Below are 21,422 nucleotides of genomic sequence, written 5' to 3'. Positions count from 1 at the left end.
GGACGTACGCCTCAGTACGATCGCGGCATGACGGACCCGCGGGACCCCTCGGACGGCGTCGGCGCACCCTCCGGTGCCCCCGGAGCCGCCGCGGCGCGCGCACCGCGCGGCCCCCGGATGACGCGGGTCGAGCGCCGCGAGCAGCTGCTCGCGATCGCGCTCGACCTGTTCGCGACCGAGGGGTTCCACCACGTGTCGATGGACGACATCGCGGAGCGCGCGGAGGTCAGCAAGCCGGTCCTCTACCGGCACTTCCCGTCCAAGCTCGACCTCTACCTCGCCGTCGTGGACGCGCAGGGCGCCGACCTGCTGGCCGCCGTCGAGCGGGCCGTCGCCCCCGTCGAGGCCGGACCGGTCGAGCGCGGCGCGGGCCGCGACGTCGTCGCCGCGATCGTCCAGGCGTACCTCGCGTTCGTGCAGGTGGCCGGCGAGTCGTCGACGTTGCTCTTCGAGTCGGACGTCACGCACGACGCGCAGGTCCGCGGCCGCGTCGAGCACGCGACCGCGGAGGCGACCCGGCGCATCGCCGAGGTCCTCGTGCAGGTCACCGGCCGCAGCCGCGCGGACGGCGACGTGCTGGCGGCGGCGCTCGTCGCGACGGCGCAGGGCGCGGCGACGTACTGGCTGCGCCACGGCGACGGGCAGGGCACGGACCGCGTGGTCGACCTGGTGTCCGACCTCTCGTGGCGCGGGGTGGCCGGGCTCGTCCGGCCGGACTTCACGTACGAGGGCGCCTAGGATCGACCGCGACACCCCGCCGCCACCTGCGGCGGGACCCCGGCGTTCGGAGGAGTACCCGTGGAGATCACGATCGGCGTGCAGAACCTGCCGCGCGAGATCACGCTCGAGTCGGACCAGAGCGCGGACGAGATCGCGGCGCTCGTGAAGGACGCGCTCTCCGGCACGACGTCGACGCTCGAGCTGACCGACACGCGCGGCCGCCGCGTCATCGTGCCGGCGGCCTCGCTCGGCTTCGTGGACATCGGCGCGGAGACGAAGGGTCGCGTGGGCTTCGGCACCATCTGACGACCGGCACGCCCGACGCCCCGGCGGCACGTCCGCCGGGGCGTCCGTGCGTCCGGAGCCGCGGGCGCGGCGCCTCAGGCCGTCAGCCGCAGGCGCGACATGCGGCGCGTGTGCTGCGCCGTCAGCTCGTTGAACACCGTGGCCGGGGTCTCCTGCGCGGGGGCGCTCCCGACGTCCGCGCGGTCCAGGACGCGCGCGACCCCGGGGCGCTGCGCGAGCCGCAGCACGACGCCCAGGGCCTCCCCCACCAGCCGGCGGCCCCAGAGGGCGAGCCGCGCGGAGACCACCGAGTCCTGCGCGCACACCGCGTCGAGCTCGCGCACCGCGAGCTCGGCGTGCGAGGCGTCGTCGAGCAGCTCCGCGACGAGCACGCGCGACTGCGCGTCGAGCCCGCGCGCGACGAGCCGGCAGAAGTCGTCGGCGACGCCGTAGCCGACGTACGCCTTCAGGAGCCGCTCCGACCACGAGCTCGGCGTCGTGCGGGCGTCGAAGTCGTCGAGCACCGTGCCGAACCGCGCGAGCGCCGCCACGGGGTCGCCACCGAGCTCGGCGATGCGCGCGAGCACCCGGTCCCGCCGCTCGGTGCACCGTGCGGCGAACCGGCTGAGCGCGAGGGCCTGCTCGAGGCCGGGCGCCTGCGCGCTGTCCCCCGCCAGGCGGGCGAAGGCCTGGTGCTCGAGGGCCGCGACGAGCCCGAGCACCTCCACGGCGTCGGCCGTGCCGACCGCCTCCGCCGCGTCGACCCCGGCGTCCCCGGGCCGGTCGGCGCCCTTGCCGGCGGCGCCGTTCGACGCCCGCTCGGCGGACGGCGTGTCGGACGGCTCGGGGGCGGCGTTGCCGGCGTCGGAGGTCATCCGGGGATCCTAGTGCCGCCCGCGGCGGCACCACCGGCGGCGGCCGCACGCCCGTCGGATAGAGTGGCGGGGTACAACCCGTACATCGGTTGCCCGGTCGTCCTGTTACCCGGTCCTGACGGACCACCTCGCACGACGCGCCCGCAGCGGCTCCTGCCGCATCCGGCGCGCGCGAGGCGAATTCTGCGATCGGCTGCCGGCCAACCCGCGTGGCGTGCCCGCCGCCGGGCCGTCGGGCGCCCCGCGCCCGGCCGGCCCCGTCCGGTACGTGAGCCGTCACCCCGCCCAGTGAAGAGCACCGCGTGACCACCGACACCCCCGTGAACGACGACGCGGCCGAGCAGACCCCGGCCGCCAGCACCGACCACGCCGTCGACGAGACGCTCGACGAGCACCGCACCGTCGCCGACGCCGTCCCCACGCCCGTCCCGACCGGCACCCGGCGGGCCGCCTCCGTCCAGGCCGTGGACGCCTCCTTCGCCGAGTTCGACGTCCGGCCCGAGATCGTGGAGGCGCTCGCCGCCGCGGGCATCAGCCAGCCGTTCCCGATCCAGGCGATGACGCTGCCCGTGGCCCTGTCGGGCCACGACATCATCGGCCAGGCGAAGACCGGCACCGGCAAGACCCTCGGCTTCGGCGTCCCGCTCCTGCACCGCGTGATCGCCCCGAACGAGGAGGGCTACGACCGTCTGCCCGCCCCGGGCGACCCGCAGGCGCTCGTCGTCGTGCCGACGCGCGAGCTCGCCGTGCAGGTCGCGGGCGACCTCGCGATGGCGTCGAGCCGGCGCAAGGTCCGGATCGTGCAGGTGTACGGCGGCCGCGCGTACGAGCCGCAGATCGAGGCGCTGCAGCGCGGCGCCGACGTCGTCGTCGGCACCCCGGGCCGCATGATCGACCTGCTGAACCAGCGGCACCTGCGCCTCAACCACGCCACCGAGGTGGTGCTCGACGAGGCCGACGAGATGCTCGACCTCGGCTTCCTGCCCGACGTGGAGAAGCTGCTCGGCGCGACGCCCCCGAACCGCCACACGATGCTGTTCTCGGCCACGATGCCGGGTGCGGTCGTCGCGATGGCGCGCCGGTACATGTCGCAGCCCACGCACATCCGCGCGCAGGACCCCGACGACGACGGCCGCCAGACCGTCAAGAACATCAAGCAGGTCGCCTACCGGGCGCACGCCATGGACAAGGTCGAGCTGCTGGCCCGCATCCTGCAGGCGCGCGACCGCGGTCTGACGATCGTCTTCGCCCGCACGAAGCGCACGGCCGCCAAGGTCGCCGACGAGCTCGTCGAGCGCGGCTTCGCCGCGGGCGCGCTGCACGGCGACCTCGGGCAGGGCGCGCGCGAGCAGGCGCTGCGCGCGTTCCGCAACGGCAAGGTCGACGTCCTGGTCGCCACCGACGTCGCCGCGCGCGGCATCGACGTCGAGGACGTCACGCACGTCGTCAACTACCAGTGCCCCGAGGACGAGAAGACGTACCTGCACCGCACGGGCCGCACCGGCCGCGCGGGGAACACCGGCACGGCCGTGACGTTCGTCGACTGGGACGACCTGCCGCGCTGGGGCCTGATCGACAAGGCGCTGGGGCTCGGCATCCCCGCGCCGGTGGAGACCTACTCCTCCTCCGACCACGTCTACACCGACCTGGACATCCCCACCGGTGTCACCGGGCGCCTGCCGCGGGGCCAGCGCACGCGCGCCGGCCTCGAGGCGGAGACGCTCGAGGACCTCGGCGAGACCGGCAAGCGTGGCGGCGGTGCGCGCCCGGCGCGCGACGACCGGCCCGCTCGTGACGGTGCCGGTCGTGGCGGTGCCGGTCGGGACGGTGCCGGTCGGGACGGTGCTGGTCGGGACGGTGCCGGTCGGGACGGTGCCGGTCGGGACGGTGGCCGCGGGCGGGGCGGCGAGCGCCGCGAGGACGCTCCGGACGCACCGCGCGACGGCGAGGCCGGCGACGGCGGCGAGGGCCGGTCGCGCCGGCGCCGCGGCGGTCGCGGCCGCGCGGGCGGCGCCGAGGGCGCAGCGACCGAGGGCGCACCGAGCGAGGGCGTGACCCAGGGCGACGTGACCCAGGGCACCCCGACCCAGGACGCCCCGGCGGCCGGCACGTCGGGCGAGGCGGCCACGGGCGAGGCGGGCGAGGCCGGTCAGCGCCGGCGCCGTCGTCGTCGCTCGCGCGGCGGCTCGGGCGAGGGCTCGGCGCCCGCGACGGCCCCCGCCGAGGCCTGACGGCCCCGCAGGACACGCACGCAGCACGGCCCCGCCCACGAGGGCGGGGCCGTGCTCGCGTCCGGGCGCCGGGCGGGGTCCGGTCAGAGCTCGCGGGCGAACGCGAGCACGGCGTCGGCGAGCAGCTGCACCGCGATGGCGGCGAGCAGCAGGCCGGCGATCCGGCTGACCAGCATCGTCCCGGAGTCCTTCAGGACCCGGTGGATCGCGTTCGCGAACCGCATCGACAGGTACAGGCACAGGTGCACGAGCACGACCGCGAGCGCGATGGCGCCCCACTGCGGCGGGTCCTCGGCCTGCTGCACCAGGACCATGGTCGCGACGATGGCGCCGGGCCCGGCGAGCAGCGGCGTGCCCAGCGGCACGAGCGCGACGTTCCCCTGCGTGGCGACCTGGGTGTCCGAGCCGTCCATCTTGCCGGTGAGCAGCTCCATCGCGACCAGCAGCAGGAGCAGCCCGCCCGCCGCCTGCAGGGCGGGCAGCGACACGTGCAGGTAGTCGAGCAGCGACTGCCCGACGAGGGCGAACCCGACGATGACGCCGAACGCCACGAGGATCGCCTGCCGGGCGGCGCGGGTCCGCTGCTGGCGCGTCATGGACCCGGTGAGCCCGAGGAAGATCGGCACGGTCCCGGGCGGGTCCATGATCACGAACAGCGTCACGAAGGCCGAGATGAACAGCTGCACGTCGACCACGCCGCTCACGCGCCCACCACCGGGGTCGTGCCCTGCGCCGTGATCGCGGCCAGCACCTGCGGCTCGGTCAGGTTCTCCCCCAGGCGGTTGGCCTTCCCCGCGCCGTGGTAGTCGCTCGAGCCGGTGACCAGCAGGTCGAGGCGGGCGGCGATCCCCGCCAGCCGCTCCCGCTGCGCCGGCGTGTGGTCGCGGTGCCCCACCTCGACACCCGCCAGGCCGGCCTCGGCGAGCTCGTCGAAGACCCGGTCGGGCACGACGCGTCCGCGTGCGTCCGCGCCCGGGTGCGCGAACACCGGCACGCCGCCCGCGGCCCGGATCGCCGCGACGGCGTCGGGCGCCTCCGGGGCGTAGTGGTCGACGTGGTAGGGCCCGCCCGACGCGAGCAGGTGCGCGAAGGCGGCGTCGCGGTCGGGCACCACACCCCGTGCGACGAGGGCGTCGGCGATGTGCGGGCGGCCGACGGCGACCGCGTCGCGCGCCTGGTCGAGCACGTCGGCCCACGTGATCGGGACGTCCCGCGCGAGCAGCTCGACCATCCGCTCGGCCCGGTGCACGCGCGAGTCCCGGGCGCGCGCGAGCTCGTCGGCCAGCGCGGGGTGGGCGGGGTCCTGCAGGTAGCTGAGCAGGTGCACGGAGATGCCCCGGGACCGGGCGGACACCTCCGTGCCCCGCACGAGGCCGATCCCGAGCTCGCGGGCCGCGGCGGCCGCCTCGTCCCAGCCGGCCGTCGTGTCGTGGTCGGTCAGGGCGACGACGTCGAGGCCCGCGGCACGGGCGGACGCGACGAGGTCGGCGGGGCGCTCGGTCCCGTCGGACGCGGACGAGTGCGTGTGGAGGTCGATGCGCACCCGGGCACCGTAGCGCTGCGGACGGGCACTGCCGGACGCTCCCGGTCGGCACCGCCCACGGTGCAGACTGGTCGGGTGAGTGCCGACGACGTGATCCCCGAGACCCTGACCCCCGAGACGGCCGTGCCCGCGTCGGACGTCCCCGCGCCCGAGGAGGACCAGGACCTGGCCGAGCGCAACGCGAACCGGTCCCACCGCCCCCAGTCGGAGCGGTTCCTCGAGTTCATCAGCTCGGGGTGGGGCGACCGTGCACCCAGCACCGCCGGGCGCGCGCCGGCTGCGGACTTCACGGCCGCGCGCCGCTCGCGGCTGTCGGCGCTGTTCCCCGGCGCCCGGCTCGTCGTGCCGGCCGGCACGTTCCGCGTCCGCTCCAACGACACCGACTTCCGGTTCCGCCCGCACGCGGCGTTCACGCACCTGACGGGTCTGGGCCAGGAGCAGGAGCCGGACGCGGTCCTCGTGCTGCACCCCGTGGACGACGGCACGGGCGACGACGGGTCGGCGCACCGCGCGGTCCTGTACATGAACCCGCTCGCGGGCCGCGACACCCCCGAGTTCTTCTCCGACTCCCGGTACGGCGAGTTCTGGGTGGGCGCGCGCCCGACGCTCGACGAGGTCGCGACGACGACGGGCATCGCCACCGCGCACCTGGACGACCTGCGCGACGCCCTGGCCAAGGACGTCGGCGCGGGCGGCGTCGAGCTGCTCGTGGTGCCGGAGGCCGACGCCACCGTGGAGGCCGTGGTGGCCGAGATCCGCGCCCAGGAGGAGTCGGGCGAGCGGGACGCGCGCCTGGCCGAGGCGCTCTCGGAGCTGCGCCTGGTCAAGGACGCCCACGAGGTCGAGCAGATGCGCACGGCGGTCGACGCGACGATCGACGGCTTCGCCCACATGGTCCGCGCACTGCCGGCGGCCGTCGCGCACCGCCGCGGCGAGCGGGTGCTGGAGGGCGTCTTCATCGGGCACGCCCGCCAGGAGGGCAACGACGTCGGCTACACGACGATCGCCGCCGCGGGCGAGCACGCGACGACCCTGCACTGGACCGACAACGACGGCCGCGTCGAGCCCGGACAGCTCGTCCTCATCGACGCCGGCGTGGAGGCGGACTCCCTGTACACGGCGGACGTCACGCGCACGCTGCCCGTCGACGGCACGTTCACGGACGTGCAGCGGCGTGTGTACCAGGCGGTCCTCGACGCCGCCGACGCCGGTTTCGCGGCGGCCGTGCCGGGTGCCCGCTTCCGGGACGTGCACGACGCCGCCATGCGCGTGCTCGCGGCCCGCCTCGCCGACTGGGGCCTGCTGCCCGTCACCGCCGAGGAGTCGCTGCTGCCGGAGAACCAGCACCACCGCCGGTGGATGGTGCACGGCACGAGCCACCACCTGGGTCTGGACGTGCACGACTGCGCGCAGGCGCGCGCGGAGCTCTACCTCGACGGCGTGCTCGAGCCGGGCATGGTGTTCACGATCGAGCCGGGCCTGTACTTCAAGTCCGACGACCTGCTCGTCCCGCAGGAGCTGCGGGGCATCGGCGTGCGCATCGAGGACGACGTCCTGATCACCGCGGACGGCAACGAGAACCTCAGCGCCGCGCTGCCGCGGGACCCCGACGCCGTGGAGGCGTGGATGGCCTCCGTGCGGCGGGGCTGACGCCGCAGCCCGGCACGCGTCAGGCCTGGGGCGGCGGCTGCGGGCCCGTCGGCGGCGCCGTGCCGGGATGCGGGGGCGCCGGGGGCTGCGTGGGGTACGACGCCGCGGGGTCCGACGGCCGCGGGCCGACGGGCTGGGGCGGCGCGGCGGGCCAGCCGGAGACGACGCCGCCGACCTCCTGCAGGATCGCGCGGGCCTGGTGCGCGTGCTCGGCGTGGCACAGCACCGAGTACGACGTCGCGACGATCTGGCTGGCCGAGGCGAAGTCGCGCCGGTTGCGCGTCATCGCGTACGTGATGACGGAGAACAGCAGCCCGAACGCCCCGCCGAAGAGGATCGCGGGCAGCAGGACGCTCGCGCTGTTCGGCGGCGAGAACAGCGTGAGCAGCAGGCCGACGAACAGGCCGAACCACGCGCCGGACGCGAACCCGCCGAGCGCGGCGCTCGGGTACGACAGACGCCGGATCACGCGCTCGACCATGCGCAGGTCGGTGCCGACGATCGTCACGTGCTGCACCGGGAACGCCTTGTCGGCGAGGACGTCGACGGCCTTCTGGGCCTCGAGGTACGTCTGGTACGACGCCACCGGCTCACCCGTGGGCAGCGTCGGCGTGCTCGGGATGCGACCGGACTGCGAGAAGGCCATGGGCCGATACTCCCGCAGGTGCGCAGCCCCCGCCAGGGGGTGGGGCACGGGCCGGCCGTTGACGCTCAGGTGAGGCTCACCTCACACTTGCCGGGCCGGCACCGCGTCGGGACCGACCGCAGGACCCGCACCAGGACGCCCGCGCACCAGGACGCCCGTGCACCCGACCCCGCCGGCGTCGGCCGACGACGAGGACCTCCGTGACCCGCTCCAGCACGATGCTCACGCCCGAGACCCACCGCCTCCTGCGCGGCGAGGTGCTCGCCCGGTGGCGGGTCAGCCCGCACATGCTGCGGGTGACCGTCGGCGGCGGGGACCTCGCCGACGGCTTCGCGGCCCGCGGGTTCGACCAGTGGTTCCGCCTGTTCGTGCCCCGGCCCGGCCAGGACGAGCTGCACCTGCCGCCCGGTGTGGACCTCAGGGGCTACGCGCGCTACGTGACGATGCCGGAGTCGCGGCGCCCGCTGCTGCGCAACTACACGGTGCGCGGGACCCGGCCGGGCGAGATCGACATCGACCTCGTGGCGCACGGCGCGCTCGACGCCGCGACCGTGAGCGCGGCCGGGTGGGCGGCACGCTGCGAGGTCGGGAGCCCGATGGCGCTGCTGGACGAGGGCGTGACGTTCGCGGCGGACGGCACGCAGGACTGGACGCTCGTCGTCGCCGAGGAGTCGGGGCTGCCCGCCGCGCTGGGCGTGCTCGCGTCGCTGCCGCGCGACGCACGTGGCCTGGCGTTCCTCGAGGTGCCGACGGTCGAGGACGTCCAGCCCGTCGACGCGCCGGAGCGGGTGGAGGTGCGCTGGCTGGTGCGTGCCGACGCCCGGGCGGTGCCGGGCGCCCTCGCGCTGCGCACGGTGGCCGCCGCGGCCCTGCCGCCCGGGCGCCCGTACGTCTTCGTCGTCGGCGAGCAGGCGCTGCCCCAGGGTGTGCGCCGCCACCTCGTCGCCGCGGGCGTCGCCAAGCCGGACATCGCGTTCTGCGGCTACTGGAAGCACGGCGGCCGACCGGCCCGGTGAGACGCCGCGGGTCACCCGCGGGGGCGCGCGCACGCGGGTGACCCGGGCCCGCCCCGCCGCGCCGGGTCGGGGCCCGCCGCGCCGACTAGGCTGACCGGTGTGAGCAGCGTCGGGACCAGGGTGTTCGTCGCGCGCCTCGCCGGTACGAGAGTCTTCGACCCGCTCGGGGACGAGGTCGGGCGGGTGCGCGACGTCGTCGTGCTCGCGCGCCTCACGGGCGGGCCGCGCGCCGTCGGCCTCGTGGTCGAGGTGCCCGGCCGCCGCCGCGTCTTCCTGCCGCTCACGCGCGTCACCAGCATCGACGCCGGGCAGGTCATCTCGACCGGCCTGGTGAACATGCGCCGGTTCGAGCAGCGCGCGTCCGAGACGCTGGTGATGGGCGAGCTCCTCGACCGCACGGTCGAGCTGCTCGACGGCTCGGGGTCCGCGACCGTCGAGGACGTCGCGATGGAGCAGCAGCGCAGCGGTGACTGGCACGTGACCAAGGTGTTCGTGCGCCGGGCGGACCACCGCCCCGGCCTGCTGCGCCGGCGCGGGGAGACGCTGCTGGTCCCCGTCGAGCAGGTGCAGGGCCTGGGCCGGCCGACGGGCGCGCAGGGCGCCGAGCTGCTCCTCGCCCAGTACGACGACATGAAGGCCGCCGACCTGGCCGACGTGCTGCACGAGCTGGGCATCACGCGCCGGCTCGAGGTCGCGAGCGCGCTGGACGACGAGCGCCTCGCCGACGTCCTCGAGGAGCTCCCGGAGGACGACCAGGTCGCGATCCTGCGTGCCCTCGAGCTGCCGCGCGCCGCCGACGTCCTCGAGGCCATGCAGCCCGACGACGCCGCCGACCTGCTCGGTGAGCTCCCGCAGGAGCAGGTCGCCCAGCTCCTCGAGCTCATGGAGCCCGACGAGGCGAAGGACGTGCGCCGCCTGCTCGCGTACGAGGACAACACCGCGGGCGGCCTCATGACGACCGAGCCGGTCATCCTCGGTCCCGAGACGTCGATCGCGGCCGCCCTCGCGCACGTCCGCCGCCAGGACCTCAACCCCGCGCTCGCGTCGCTCGTCTTCGTCGCGCGCCCGCCGCTCGAGACGCCCACCGGCCGGTTCATCGGGGTGGTGCACCTGCAGCGGATGCTGCGCGAGGCGCCGCACGAGTCCATCGGGCAGATCGTCGACACGGACATCGAGCCGGTGTCCGCCGACGCGCCGCTGCTGACGGTGACGCGCCGGCTCGCGACGTACAACCTGCTCGCCCTGCCGGTCGTCGACGAGCAGCGCCGCCTGCTCGGCGCGGTCTCCGTGGACGACGTGCTGGACCACCTGCTGCCGGCCGACTGGCGCGAGACGGACGACGTCAACGCCGGCCCGCTGACGACGCGGCCGGCGGCCCGGCGAGGTGGCCTCCGTGGCTGACCGTCTGGACCAGCCGCGCGAGAGCCGACGCACGCTCCTGCCGCGCGTCCGGGTCGGCGAGGACGCGTCCGGGCGGGTGTCGGAGTCGGTCGCGCGCTTCCTCGGCACGCCGCGCTTCATCCTCTACCTGACGCTGTTCTGCGCGCTCTGGCTCGCGTGGAACGCGGACTGGGGTCCCGAGCGGCTCCGCTTCGACGACCCGGCGAACGGGTTCACCGCCCTCACGCTCATGCTGTCGCTGCAGGCGTCGTACGCCGCGCCCCTGATCCTGCTCGCGCAGAACCGGCAGACGGACCGCGACCGTGTGCAGGCGGAGCAGGACCGGCAGCGCGCCGAGCGCAACCTCGCCGACACCGAGTTCCTGGCGCGCGAGATGGCGTCGCTGCGCATCGCGCTGTCCGAGGTGGCGACGCGCGACTTCGTGCGCTCGGAGCTGCGCAACCTGCTCGAGGACCTGGCGACGGAGCAGGCGGGCGCGGGCGACGAGCCCGGGCCGGACAGCCCGCGCGGGGACGCGCGGCACCGCTCGACCGACCGCTGACCGCGGGCCCCGGGGACGCACCCGGCGGCCGCCGGCGGCGACCTACGATGGCCGCATGCCCACACCCTCCACGCCCGCGCCCGGCACGCCCGGCGACCCGCTGCTCGACGCGGTCCGCGGCGCCCTGGCCGGCGTGCAGGACCCCGAGATCCGGCGCCCGATCACCGAGCTCGGCATGGTGCGCTCGGTGCACGCCGAGCCGGCGGGCGGCGGCGTCCTCGTCGTGGTGGGCCTGGACCTGACCACGCCGGGCTGCCCGCTCAAGGAGACGCTGACGCGCGACATCACGGCGGCCGTCGCGCCGCTCGACGGCGTCGCGGGCGTGCGCGTCGACCTGGGCGTCATGAGCGCCGAGCAGCGCCAGGCGCTCCGCGTCCAGCTGCGCGGCACGGACGCCGAGCCGCAGATCCCGTTCGCGCAGCCGGGCTCGCTGACCAAGGTCATCGCGGTCGCGTCGGGCAAGGGCGGCGTCGGCAAGTCGTCGGTGACGGCGAACCTCGCCGTCGCGATGGCGGCGGACGGCCTGCGCGTGGGCGTCGTCGACGCCGACATCTACGGGTTCTCGATCCCCCGCATGCTGGGCGTCGACCGGGCGCCGACCAAGGTCGACGACATGCTGCTGCCGCCCGTGGCGCACGGTGTGAAGGTCGTCTCGATCGGCATGTTCGTGCCCGCCGGCCAGCCGGTCGTGTGGCGGGGCCCGATGCTGCACCGCGCGCTGCAGCAGTTCCTCGCGGACGTGTTCTGGGGCGACCTGGACGTCCTGCTGCTCGACCTGCCGCCCGGCACGGGCGACATCGCCATCTCGGTCGCACAGCTGCTGCCCGGGTCGGAGATCGTCGTCGTCACCACGCCGCAGGTGGCCGCCGCGGAGGTCGCCGAGCGCGCCGGGTCGGTCGCGGTCCAGACCCGCCAGCGGGTGGTCGGCGTCGTGGAGAACATGGCGTGGCTGACGCAGCCGGACGGCTCGCGGCTCGAGCTGTTCGGGTCGGGCGGCGGCGCGCGCGTCGCGGCCAACCTCAGCCGTGTCACGGGCACGGACGTCCCGCTGCTCGGGCAGGTGCCGCTGGACGTGCGGCTGCGCGAGGCGGGCGACACGGGCACGCCCGTGGTCCTGACCGACCCGGAGTCGCCGGGTGCGCAGGCGCTGCGCACGGTGGCCCGGGCCCTCTCGGCACGGCCGCGGAACCTCGCGGGGCGTCCGCTGGGGCTCTCCCCCGTCGGGCGCTGACCGTCCGGCGCGGCCACGCGCCGGACGGCCCCCCGGGTCCGTGCGCCCGCGCGGTTACGGTGCGCGGCATGACCGCACTCCCCACCACCCCGCAGGCCACCACCCCGCAGGGCCTCGTCGACTCGGTCCTCGCGATCGCCACCGAGGCCCAGAAGGCCTTCGCCGCCACTTACGAGGACTTCGACTGGCGCGCCGACCTCGGCGACGACCCGTGCTTCTGGTTCGAGCGCGAACCCCCGGCGGAGTTCCGCCCCCACGTCGTGGGCTCGACCTCCGAGCGGCTCGGCACGTGGCTGTGGGCCTGGCAGAACGTCAACGGCTTCCCCGCGGACCTCGTCGCGACGGCGGGTGCCGTGCGCGGGTGGGCGCAGCAGCACGACGTCCCCGAGCTCCTCGTGCCCGAGGTCCCGACCCACGGTGCGGACGGCACGCCCGTCGCGACGCGGCACGTCCTGCTCGCCGAGGCCGTGAGCGGCATCTACACCCACTACCGCGCGCCGTACGGCGCCGGCACCCACGTGTGGTTCCTGCTGGACGCTCCGCAGGAGTTCGCCCTGCCGCCGGCGACGGCGCTGAGCACGGCGACGGCGCTCACGGCGGCCGCCGCGACGGGGCTGGTCGAGGACGGCGTCACGGCCGTCGCGGGCTACGCCGCGCGCCGCGACGGCGTCGAGCTGCTCGAGCAGGAGGCGCACCGGCTCCTGCTCGGGACGACGACGGACCGGGTGGAGGTGCAGATCGACGAGCTCGGGCGCATCGCGCACATCGCGACCGACCCCGGCGCCGGCGGGGCGCCGCACGCCGGCGTCCGCGAGGACGTGCCGCCGGGCGCACCCGTGGGCCTGCTGGGGCGGCTGCTCCCGGGGCTGCGTCGGCGCGGCGGCGCCTGAGGACGCCGGGCACGGCCGGGCGCGGCTGCGCCCGGCCGGCCCTCCGGCCTGTTGGTTTCTGTTCGTTCGTGATGGATACTGTTGAGCATGCTCGCGTCGCAGCGTCAGGAACGGATCCTCGCCCAGGTCCGCGCGCACGGCGCCGTCCGCGTCGCCGACCTGGTCGTCGCCCTCGACGTCTCCGACATGACCGTCCGCCGCGACATCGCCGAGCTCGCACGCGCGGGCCTCGTCCGCCGCGTCCACGGCGGTGCCGTCGCCCCGGACACCCCCGCGCGCTCGACCGACGAGCCCGGCTTCGAGGCCAAGCGCACGTGGGCGGGTGCCGAGAAGGCCGCCGTCGCCCGGGCGGCGCTCGCGGACGTCGAGCCCGGCCAGGCCATCGCCCTGTCCGCCGGCAGCACGACGTGGCTGCTCGCCGAGCTCGTCGCGGCCGACCCGGCGCTGCGCCCGCTGACGGTCGTCACGAACGGGCTGCGCGTCGCCGACGTCCTGCACGCCGCGGGCGACGACGCGCTCGAGGTCGTGCTCACCGGCGGCACCCGGACGCCGTCCGACGCGCTCGTCGGCCCGGTCGCGGACGCGACGCTCGCCCGGCTGCGCGTCGACCGCACGTTCCTCGGCGTGCACGGTCTGGACGCCGACGGCGCGACCACCCCGAACCTGGCCGAGGCGGCCACCGACCGCGCGCTGCTGCGCTGCGCGGCCGCCACCACCGTCGTCGCCGACCACACCAAGTGGGGCACCGTCGGCCTCGCGCGCATCTGCGGCTACGACGAGGTCGACACGCTCGTCGTCGACGCGGGCCTGCCGCCGCAGGCCCGCGCGCACCTGGCCGCCGCGGTCGACCGCCTGGTGCTCGCGCCCGCGGGCGAGCCGGCCCCCGCGCCCACCGACCCGACGGCGTCCCCCGCGTCGCCCACGGCACCGCCCGCCGCACCCTCCCCCGCCGGCACCGACCACCGGAGCACCCCGTGACCAGCACCACCCCGGCCCAGCCGACCCCCGACGCCGACGTCGCGGCGCACGTGCGCCGCACGTCCACCCGTCTCGCCGACGGGCGCGAGCTCATCTACTTCGACGACTCCGAGCCGTACGTCTCCGGTGCCGCGACCCGGCGCCTCGACGACCCGCGCCCGCTCCCCGACCGCTACGCCCCCGTGCCCGGCCCGGACGGCACGCCGCTGCCGGTCACGGCGCCCGAGCTGCGCCTCGACCCCCTGACGGGCGAGTGGATCCCGATGGCCGCGCACCGCATGAACCGCACGTTCCTGCCGCCGGCAGACGCGAACCCCCTCGCGCCGGCGAAGCCGGGCGCCGCGTACCAGGACGGCGAGATCCCCGACACCGACTACGACGTCGTGGTGTTCGAGAACCGCTTCCCCTCGCTCATGGCCGTGCCCGGCCTCGACGACGCCACGGAGGACGTCGACGGCGAGCCGCTGTGGCGCCGCCGCCCCGCGGCGGGCCGCTGCGAGGTCATCTGCTTCTCGTCCGACCCGACGGCATCGCTGGCGTCCGTCACGCCGCGCCGCATGCGCACGATCGTCGAGGCGTGGGTCGACCGCACGCGCGCACTGTCCGCGCTGCCGGGCATCGAGCAGGTCTTCTGCTTCGAGAACCGCGGCAAGGAGATCGGGGTCACCCTGCACCACCCGCACGGCCAGATCTACGCGTTCCCGTACGTGACCCCGCGGACCCGGGCCATTCTGACGCAGGCGCAGGAGCACGCCGACGCGACCGGCCGCCTGCTCGGGCGGGACGTCCTCGACGCGGAGCTGCGCCACGGCACGCGCGTCGTCCTGGAGTCGGAGCACTGGGTCGCGTACGTGCCGTTCGCGGCGCGCTGGCCCGTCGAGGTGCACCTCGCGCCGCGCCGCGACGTGCCGGACCTCCCGGCGCTCACGGACGCCGAGCGCGCGGACCTCGCCGTCACCTACCTGGCGCTGCTGCGGCGCCTCGACCAGTTCTTCGTCGACGGCGACGGCGCCGCGATCCCGCTGCCGTACATCGCGGGGTGGCACCAGGCACCCGTGCGCGAGGGCCGTGCGGTCTCGCGCCTGCACCTGCAGCTGTTCTCGGTCCTGCGCGCGCCCGGCAAGCTCAAGTACCTCGCCGGCGTCGAGTCCGGCATGGGCGCCTGGATCTCCGACACCACCCCCGAGCGCATCGCGCGCCGCCTCCAGGAGCTCGCGTGAGCACCGACCCGACCCCCGCACCGGAGCGCCCCATGACGCACGACCAGCCGACCGCCGAGCTCGCGTGGACCCCGGCGTGGGACCGCGCCGACGGCGACGAGCGCGCCCGGACGCTGTTCGCCGCGACGTTCGGCGACGCGCCGGACGGCGTGTGGTCGGCGCCCGGCCGCGTCAACCTCATCGGTGAGCACACGGACTACAACGGCGGGCTGGCGCTGCCGATCGCGCTGCCGCACCGCACGTACGCGGCCGTGCGCCGGCGCGGCGACGACGTCGTGCGGCTCGTCTCGGCCCAGGAGCCGTCGGGCGTGCGCGAGGTCCGCCTGGCCGACGCGGTGCCCGGCGCCGTCGAGGGCTGGGCGGCGTACGTGGTCGGCGTCGCGTGGGCCCTGCGCGAGGCGGGGCACGACGTCGGCGGCTTCGACGTCGCGATCGACTCGTGCGTGCCCTTCGGCGCGGGGCTGTCGTCGTCCGCCGCGCTCGAGGCGTCGGTCGCCGTCGCGCTCGACGCCCTGTTCGCCGCGGGCCTCGCGGGGGACGTCGTCGACGGCGCGGCCACCGACGACGCGGGACGCAGCACCCTCGCCGGGCTGTGCGTGCGGGCCGAGAACGAGATGGCCGGCGCCCCCACGGGCGGCATGGACCAGGCCGCCTCGTTGCGTGCCCGCGCGGACCACGCGCTGCTCCTCGACTGCCGCGACGGCCGCGTGCGGCACGTGCCGTTCGACCTCGCGGCGCACGGCCTCGCCCTGCTCGTCGTCGACACGCGCGCCCCGCACTCGCACGTCGACGGCGAGTACGCGCAGCGCCGTGCGGCCTGCGAGCGTGCGGCCGGGCTGCTCGGGGTCGGCACGCTGCGCGAGGTCGCGGACGACCCGCGGGGCAGCGCGGACGCGCTCGAGCGGCTCGCCGCGGCGGACGACGGCGCGGTGCTCGTGCGCCGCGTGCGCCACGTCGTCGACGAGATCGCCCGCGTCTCCGCGTTCGTGGAGCGCCTGGACGCCGGCGACGTCACGGGCGTCGGCCCCGTCATGGACGCGTCCCACGCCTCCCTGCGGGACGACTACGAGGTGTCGTGCCGCGAGCTCGACGTCGCGGTCGACGCGGCTCGGGCGGCCGGTGCGCTGGGCGCCCGGATGACGGGCGGCGGCTTCGGCGGGTCCGCGATCGCGCTCGTCCCGGCCGGCGCCGTCGAGGACGTCGCGAGCGCCGTGGCGGCGGCCTTCGCCGCGGCGGACCTGCGGGCACCCGCCTTCGCGGTCGCGGTCGCGGCCCCGCCGGCCGGCTGACGCGACCCCGCAGGAACACGGGGGGAGCCCGGGAGGAATGCGGGAGCCGGGCGTTGTGCGTCGCGGGGACCATCTGCGTCCCGGCAACTCATCCCGCAGGCGGACCCATGCGTGCCGGGCGCGGCACTAGGGTCGACTTGACCCGAGTCGTCCGGCTTCGTGACGATTCGTCCCGCCGCCGTGCCGCCGAAAGGGCTCCGCCATGCGCTCCCACCTCCCCGCGTCCGTCGGAGCCCTCGCCGGCGCCGTCGCCCTGCTCCTCACCGGCTGCACCGGCGGGGGCGGCGACGGCGCGGCCCCGTCGGACGACGAGACCGGGCCGATCAGCGCGTTCTTCGAGCAGGTCGGCGGCAGCATGGACTCCGAGGACGGGGAGGCGCAGCAGCGCCGCGTCGAGGAGCTCGTGGCCGCGTGCATGGCCGAGGAGGGCTTCGAGTACACGCCCGTGGAGCCGATGTCCGCGGGCGCGATGGGCTCGGACGACGCCCCCGAGTGGGACACCCTCGAGTTCGCCGAGCAGTACGGGTACGGCGCCACGACGGGCGAGGAGCTCTTCGGCGGGACGTCGGAGGAGTACGTCGACCCCAACCAGGAGTACGTCTCGGCGATGTCCCAGACCGAGCAGGAGGCGTACTACGCCGCCCTGTACGGCGTCGTGGAGGAGGTGGAGGACCCCGAGGCGCAGGCCGAGGTCGAGTACGACTGGACGACGGCCGGCTGCCAGGGCGCCGCGTCGCACGAGGTGTACGAGGAGGGCCAGGTCTGGGACGACCCGGCGATGCAGGAGCTCCTCGACGAGATGAACACCGAGTACGAGCGCCTCGCCGAGGACGACGCCGTGCGCGAGGCCCAGTCGGCGTGGGCCGAGTGCGTCGCCGACGCGGGCTACGACTTCGCGACGCCCGACGAGGCGTCGCAGAGCATCTACGACGAGCACAGCGCGCTCATGGGCTACGACCAGGAGGTCGACCCCGAGGCCGACCCGGCCACCGCGGCGCCGCCGGAGCCCGACGAGGCGAAGCTGGCCGAGCTCCGTGAGAAGGAGATCGCGCTCGCGACGGCGGACCGCCGCTGCCAGGAGGAGACCGGCTACGCGAAGGCCCAGAAGGACGCCCAGCTGGCCATGGAGACGCGGCTCTGGGACAAGTACGGCGAGCAGCTGCAGGCCTACGCGGACGACCGCACCGCCGGCGCCGACGGCAAGTGAGCCGGGCGATGACCGCGCACGTGAGCGGCGGTCGCCGCACCATCGTGGCCATGGCGGTCGTGGCCGTCCTGTGCCTGGTCGCGGGCGTGCTCCTCTCGCGCCTGATCGACTCGCCCGGCGCCGCCGCGGCGGACGCCGCACCCCCGACCGCCGGTCCCATCACCGTGCCGGTCGAGCGCCGGGTCATCGGCAACGAGGTCGTCCTGCGGGGCGACGTCGGCTACGACGACCCGATCGACCTGCGGGTCGAGGCCGGCGCGGACGGCGCTCCGGCCGTCGTCACGGGGCAGGTCAAGGAGGTCGGCGCGACCCTCGACCCCGGCGCCGTCGCGCTCGAGGTGGTGGGCCGTCCGGTCGTCGTGCTGCCGGGCGAGCTGCCGACGTACCGCACGCTGCGGGCCGGTGTGTCCGGCCCCGACGTCCAGCAGCTGCGCTGGGCGCTGCAGGTCCTCGGCATCGACGGCGGCGACCCCGCCGACGCGACGTACGACGCCTCGGCCGCCGCCGGCGTGCGGGCGCTCTACCAGCGCGTGGGGTACGAGCCGCCGTCCGCGGGCGAGGAGGCGACCGAGGCCGCGAAGGCCGCCCGCGAGGCGGTGACCGCCGCGCAGGAGGGCGTGCGCAGCGCGCAGGCCCTCCTCGCGGGCGCGGCCTCGCCGGCCGCGGGCGCGTCGGTCACGGAGCTCGACGGCGCCGTCCGCGTCGCCGAGGCGCGCATGCAGTTCCTCGGCGCGCAGTGCGCCCTGCCCGCCGAGCAGCGCGACCAGTCCGCGGCGGACTGCTCGCCGCCGGCCCTCGTGCAGGCCGACGCGGACCTCCAGACCGCGCGGGCCGGACGGGCGGCGGCCGGCGTGGCGCCGGACACGAGCGCCGAGCGCGCCGCCGTCCGTGCCGCGCAGGACCAGCTCAACGCCGCCCGGACCGCGCTGCAGCAGGCAGAGGCCGACACGCTGACGCCGCTGCCGTCGGCGGAGGTCGTCTACCTGCCGTCGCTGCCCCGACGGGTCGACGCGGTGGAGGTGCGCCGCGGCAGCACGATCTCCGGCCCGTTCATGACCGTGTCGGGGGCGACGGTGCAGGTCACGGCGTCGGTCAGCCGGGCCGACGCGGAGCTGCTCGCCCCCGGTGCCGCCGGCACCATCCCCCTCGACGACACCGAGGTCGCGGTCACCGTGGCCGAGGTGACCGCGGCGAAGGCGGGGGACGCGGCCGACGACGGGCAGGGCGACGAGGGCGCGGAGGGCGGCGGCGGGGAGTCGTCCGCGCCGACCGGCGACCGGCGGACGGTCGTCTTCACCGTGGGCGCCCTGACCCCCGAGCAGCTGACCGCGCTGCAGGGCACCAACGTGCGCGTGCGCGTGCCGGTGAGCTCGACCGACGGCGAGGTCCTCGCCGTCCCGCTCGCGGCGCTCACCGCCGGACCGGGCGGCGAGAGCCGCGTCGAGGTCTCCGACGGGGCGGGCGGGACGCGTCTCGTGGTCGTCACGACCGGCCTGGCCGCCGAGGGGTACGTCGAGATCACGGGTGCGAAGGAGCCGCTCGAGGAGGGCGACCTCGTGGTCGTCGGCGCGAGCGGCACCCAGGACGAGGACGAGGACGAGCCCAGCGCCGACGCGACGGAGGACGCGTGACCGTCCTCGACCTGCTCGGGACGGACGGGCGGGCCGAGGAGCGCGCCGCGGTCGTCGAGCTGCGGGGCGTGGCCCGCGAGTTCCCCGGCGAGCCGCCCGTGCACGCCCTGCACCCGACCGACCTGCGGGTCGACGCCGGCGAGTACTTCTCCGTCGTCGGCCCCTCCGGCTCGGGCAAGTCGACGCTGCTGCACCTGCTCGGGCTGCTCGACAGCCCCACGAGCGGCGAGTACCTGCTCGACGGCCGGCCCACGGCCGACGCGGGCGAGCGGGAGCGCGCCTCGCTGCGCGCCACGCGGATCGGCTTCGTGTTCCAGGCGTTCCACCTGCTCCCCCACCGCACCGTGCTGGAGAACGTGCTGCTGGCGACCGTCTACAGCGGCGTCCCGCGGGCGGAGCGTCGCGACCGCGCCGTCGCGGCGCTCGAGCGGGTCGGCCTCGGGCACCGGCTCGACTTCCTGCCCACCGTGCTGTCCGGCGGCGAGCGGCAGCGGACCGCCGTCGCGCGCGCCGTCGTGTCGCGCCCGCGCGTGCTGCTGGCGGACGAGCCGACCGGCAACCTCGACTCGGACAGCTCGGCGAGCGTGCTCGAGCTGTTCGACGAGCTGCACGCCGAGGGCCTCACGCTCCTGGTCATCACGCACGACGACGACGTGTCCGCGCGTGCGCAGCGCCGGGTGCGGATCTCCGACGGCCGGCTGCGGGAGATCGCGTGACCGCCGTCGCGGACCAGGTCGCGCGCCCCGACCGGTACGGCCTGCGGGACCTGCTCGCCGAGGCGGCGCAGGGCGTCGGCGCGCGGCCCGGCCGGCTCGTCCTGACGATCCTCGGCACCGTCCTCGGCATCGCGTCGGTCGTGGTCACGGTCGGCCTCGCGCAGACCGCGGCGGTGCAGATCAACCAGCAGTTCGACGCCGTCGCGGCGACCCAGGCCGTCGCCGGCCCCGCGACGAGCGAGGGCTTCGGCGGGCAGGAGCGCGCGCTCGGGCAGCTCCCGTGGGACGCCGCCGAGCGCGCCGAACGTCTCGCCGGGGTGGAGGCGGCCGCGCTCGTGTCGGAGGTCGACGTCGGCGACGCGGACGTCACGGCCGTGCCCGTGCAGGACCCGTCGGCGGCGCGCACGACGCGCCCGACGGTGCTCGCCGCCGGTCCGCACACGCTCGACGCGCTGCAGGGCCGGCTCGTGCAGGGCCGCTGGTTCGACGCGGGGCACGACGTGCGCGGCGACCGCGTCGTGGTCCTCGGCGCGGACGCCGCCCGCCGGCTCGGCGTGCAGCGCGTCGACCGGCAGCCGTCCATCTTCATCGGCGACCGCGCCTACCAGGTGATCGGCGTGGTCGACGACGTCGCTCGGCGGACGGACGTCGTCGGCGCCGTCGTCCTGCCGACGGGCACGGCCCGCGCGGACCTGGGGCTGACCGCCGCGGAGGAGCTGCACCTGCACATCGCCGTCGGGGCGGGGCCGGTCGTCGGGCAGCAGCTGCCCGTGGCGCTCGACCCCGACGCGCCGGAGTCGATGGAGGTGCTGGTGCCGCCGTCTGCCTCCCGCGTGCAGCAGAGCGTGCAGGCGGACGTCAGCACGATCTTCCTCGCGCTCGGCGGGGTCGCCCTGCTCGTCGGCGGGGTCGGCATCGCGAACGTGACGCTGCTGTCGGTGCTCGAGCGGGTCGGCGAGATCGGCCTGCGTCGGGCGCTCGGGGCGACGCGCCGCCAGATCGCCGGCCAGTTCGTCGTCGAGTCGGTGGTCATCGGCCTGCTCGGCGGGCTCGTCGGGGCGGCGCTCGGCGTCGCGGCCGTCGTGGTCGTGTCCGCCGTGCAGTCCTGGACGCCCATCCTCGCCCTGCCCGTGGTCGGGCTCTCGGTGCTGGCCGGCGGGGTCATCGGGCTGCTCGCGGGCCTGTACCCGGCGCTCAAGGCGGCCACCGTGGAGCCGATCGCCGCGCTGCGCGGCGGCGTCTGAACCGTCCGCGCCCCGCCGCCCGGGTCGGGCCACCGAATCGCCCCCGGCTGCATGGCGGCAGCGGTAGCGTCCGGCTCGTCCGCCGTGACCGTCCCGCGCGGCCGCACC

The 21,422-nt window shown here is 76.3% G+C and carries 20 protein-coding genes; 16 read left to right on the top strand and 4 right to left on the bottom strand.

All coding sequences use genetic code 11. The features are described from left to right. Nucleotides 1-27: 27 nt before the first annotated feature. Both E5225_RS05165 and E5225_RS05160 read left to right on the top strand, forming a co-directional pair. Nucleotides 28-738, top strand: a complete 711-nt coding sequence (locus E5225_RS05165; protein ID WP_135973673.1) for a TetR/AcrR family transcriptional regulator — start codon at nucleotides 28-30, stop codon at nucleotides 736-738. A gap of 60 nt (nucleotides 739-798) precedes the next feature. Continuing rightward, the gene (locus E5225_RS05160; protein WP_135973674.1) at nucleotides 799-1,026 is read left to right on the top strand and encodes a DUF3107 domain-containing protein; all 228 of its coding nucleotides are present in this window, start codon (nucleotides 799-801) and stop codon (nucleotides 1,024-1,026) included. A gap of 74 nt (nucleotides 1,027-1,100) precedes the next feature. Here the strand turns inward: E5225_RS05160 and E5225_RS05155 are convergent, their stop codons facing one another. Further along, on the bottom strand, nucleotides 1,101-1,880 hold the full coding sequence (locus E5225_RS05155) for a ferritin-like fold-containing protein (RefSeq protein WP_135973675.1): 780 nt from the start codon (nucleotides 1,878-1,880) through the stop codon (nucleotides 1,101-1,103). A gap of 302 nt (nucleotides 1,881-2,182) precedes the next feature. Here E5225_RS05155 and E5225_RS05150 point away from each other — a divergent pair, with 302 nt between their 5' ends. Further along, nucleotides 2,183-4,111 carry a DEAD/DEAH box helicase gene (locus tag E5225_RS05150; protein ID WP_425267384.1) on the top strand — a complete coding sequence of 643 codons (1,929 nt, stop codon included), beginning with the start codon at nucleotides 2,183-2,185 and terminating at the stop codon, nucleotides 4,109-4,111. An 83-nt stretch (nucleotides 4,112-4,194) separates the two neighbouring features. Here the strand turns inward: E5225_RS05150 and E5225_RS05145 are convergent, their stop codons facing one another. Together E5225_RS05145 and E5225_RS05140 are read right to left on the bottom strand one after the other, a co-directional pair. Then, nucleotides 4,195-4,815, bottom strand: coding sequence for a MarC family protein (locus E5225_RS05145; RefSeq protein WP_135972849.1), 621 nt, complete (start codon nucleotides 4,813-4,815; stop codon nucleotides 4,195-4,197). Continuing rightward, the gene (locus E5225_RS05140; protein ID WP_135972850.1) at nucleotides 4,812-5,654 is read right to left on the bottom strand and encodes a PHP domain-containing protein; all 843 of its coding nucleotides are present in this window, start codon (nucleotides 5,652-5,654) and stop codon (nucleotides 4,812-4,814) included. Before E5225_RS05140 ends, E5225_RS05145 begins: the two co-directional genes overlap by 4 nt. Nucleotides 5,655-5,777: 123 nt before the next feature. On the opposite strand from E5225_RS05140, the gene E5225_RS05135 reads away from it, so the two are divergent. Further along, nucleotides 5,778-7,304: an aminopeptidase P family protein gene (locus tag E5225_RS05135; protein ID WP_208012496.1), complete on the top strand. Its 1,527-nt coding sequence runs from the start codon at nucleotides 5,778-5,780 to the stop codon at nucleotides 7,302-7,304. Nucleotides 7,305-7,323: 19 nt separating this feature from the next. On the opposite strand, the gene E5225_RS05130 is transcribed toward E5225_RS05135, so the two are convergent. Continuing rightward, a complete protein-coding gene (locus tag E5225_RS05130) occupies nucleotides 7,324-7,950 on the bottom strand; it encodes a YflT domain-containing protein (protein WP_243738148.1) in 627 nt (208 codons plus the stop codon). A 200-nt stretch (nucleotides 7,951-8,150) separates the two neighbouring features. Here E5225_RS05130 and E5225_RS05125 point away from each other — a divergent pair, with 200 nt between their 5' ends. The 12 genes from E5225_RS05125 to E5225_RS05070 all read left to right on the top strand — a co-directional run bounded on the left by E5225_RS05125 (nucleotide 8,151) and on the right by E5225_RS05070 (nucleotide 21,314). Beyond that, entirely contained in the window at nucleotides 8,151-8,966 is an 816-nt protein-coding gene (locus tag E5225_RS05125; RefSeq protein WP_243738149.1) for a siderophore-interacting protein, read from the top strand. Nucleotides 8,967-9,065: 99 nt separating this feature from the next. Beyond that, nucleotides 9,066-10,367, top strand: a complete 1,302-nt coding sequence (locus E5225_RS05120; RefSeq protein ID WP_135972852.1) for a magnesium transporter MgtE N-terminal domain-containing protein — start codon at nucleotides 9,066-9,068, stop codon at nucleotides 10,365-10,367. Further along, nucleotides 10,360-10,908 carry a DUF1003 domain-containing protein gene (locus tag E5225_RS05115; protein ID WP_135972853.1) on the top strand — a complete coding sequence of 183 codons (549 nt, stop codon included), beginning with the start codon at nucleotides 10,360-10,362 and terminating at the stop codon, nucleotides 10,906-10,908. The genes E5225_RS05120 and E5225_RS05115 overlap by 8 nt, the downstream gene beginning before the upstream one ends. Before the next feature lie 55 nt (nucleotides 10,909-10,963). Next, nucleotides 10,964-12,139, top strand: coding sequence for an Mrp/NBP35 family ATP-binding protein (locus E5225_RS05110; protein WP_135972854.1), 1,176 nt, complete (start codon nucleotides 10,964-10,966; stop codon nucleotides 12,137-12,139). A gap of 68 nt (nucleotides 12,140-12,207) precedes the next feature. Continuing rightward, a complete protein-coding gene (locus E5225_RS05105) occupies nucleotides 12,208-13,029 on the top strand; it encodes a DUF6882 domain-containing protein (RefSeq protein ID WP_135972855.1) in 822 nt (273 codons plus the stop codon). A gap of 87 nt (nucleotides 13,030-13,116) precedes the next feature. Then, nucleotides 13,117-14,007: a DeoR/GlpR family DNA-binding transcription regulator gene (locus E5225_RS05100; RefSeq protein WP_135972856.1), complete on the top strand. Its 891-nt coding sequence runs from the start codon at nucleotides 13,117-13,119 to the stop codon at nucleotides 14,005-14,007. Continuing rightward, nucleotides 14,004-15,227, top strand: coding sequence for a galactose-1-phosphate uridylyltransferase (gene galT / locus E5225_RS05095; RefSeq protein ID WP_243738150.1), 1,224 nt, complete (start codon nucleotides 14,004-14,006; stop codon nucleotides 15,225-15,227). The genes E5225_RS05100 and galT overlap by 4 nt, the downstream gene beginning before the upstream one ends. A gap of 32 nt (nucleotides 15,228-15,259) precedes the next feature. Next, nucleotides 15,260-16,516 carry a galactokinase gene (gene galK / locus E5225_RS05090; RefSeq protein WP_135972895.1) on the top strand — a complete coding sequence of 419 codons (1,257 nt, stop codon included), beginning with the start codon at nucleotides 15,260-15,262 and terminating at the stop codon, nucleotides 16,514-16,516. Between the two features lie 202 nt (nucleotides 16,517-16,718). After that, the gene (locus E5225_RS05085; RefSeq protein WP_135972857.1) at nucleotides 16,719-17,723 is read left to right on the top strand and encodes a hypothetical protein; all 1,005 of its coding nucleotides are present in this window, start codon (nucleotides 16,719-16,721) and stop codon (nucleotides 17,721-17,723) included. Nucleotides 17,724-17,731: 8 nt separating this feature from the next. Next, nucleotides 17,732-19,354: an efflux RND transporter periplasmic adaptor subunit gene (locus tag E5225_RS05080; protein WP_135972858.1), complete on the top strand. Its 1,623-nt coding sequence runs from the start codon at nucleotides 17,732-17,734 to the stop codon at nucleotides 19,352-19,354. Then, nucleotides 19,351-20,070 carry an ABC transporter ATP-binding protein gene (locus E5225_RS05075; RefSeq protein ID WP_135972859.1) on the top strand — a complete coding sequence of 240 codons (720 nt, stop codon included), beginning with the start codon at nucleotides 19,351-19,353 and terminating at the stop codon, nucleotides 20,068-20,070. Before E5225_RS05080 ends, E5225_RS05075 begins: the two co-directional genes overlap by 4 nt. Beyond that, the gene (locus E5225_RS05070; RefSeq protein WP_135972860.1) at nucleotides 20,067-21,314 is read left to right on the top strand and encodes an ABC transporter permease; all 1,248 of its coding nucleotides are present in this window, start codon (nucleotides 20,067-20,069) and stop codon (nucleotides 21,312-21,314) included. Before E5225_RS05075 ends, E5225_RS05070 begins: the two co-directional genes overlap by 4 nt. Nucleotides 21,315-21,422 lie beyond the last annotated feature (108 nt).

The organism is Cellulomonas shaoxiangyii (genome assembly GCF_004798685.1).
Lineage (GTDB): Bacteria > Actinomycetota > Actinomycetes > Actinomycetales > Cellulomonadaceae > Cellulomonas > Cellulomonas shaoxiangyii.
Note: the sequence above shows the minus strand (reverse complement) of the source record. Positions and strands in the feature narration are given on the sequence as shown.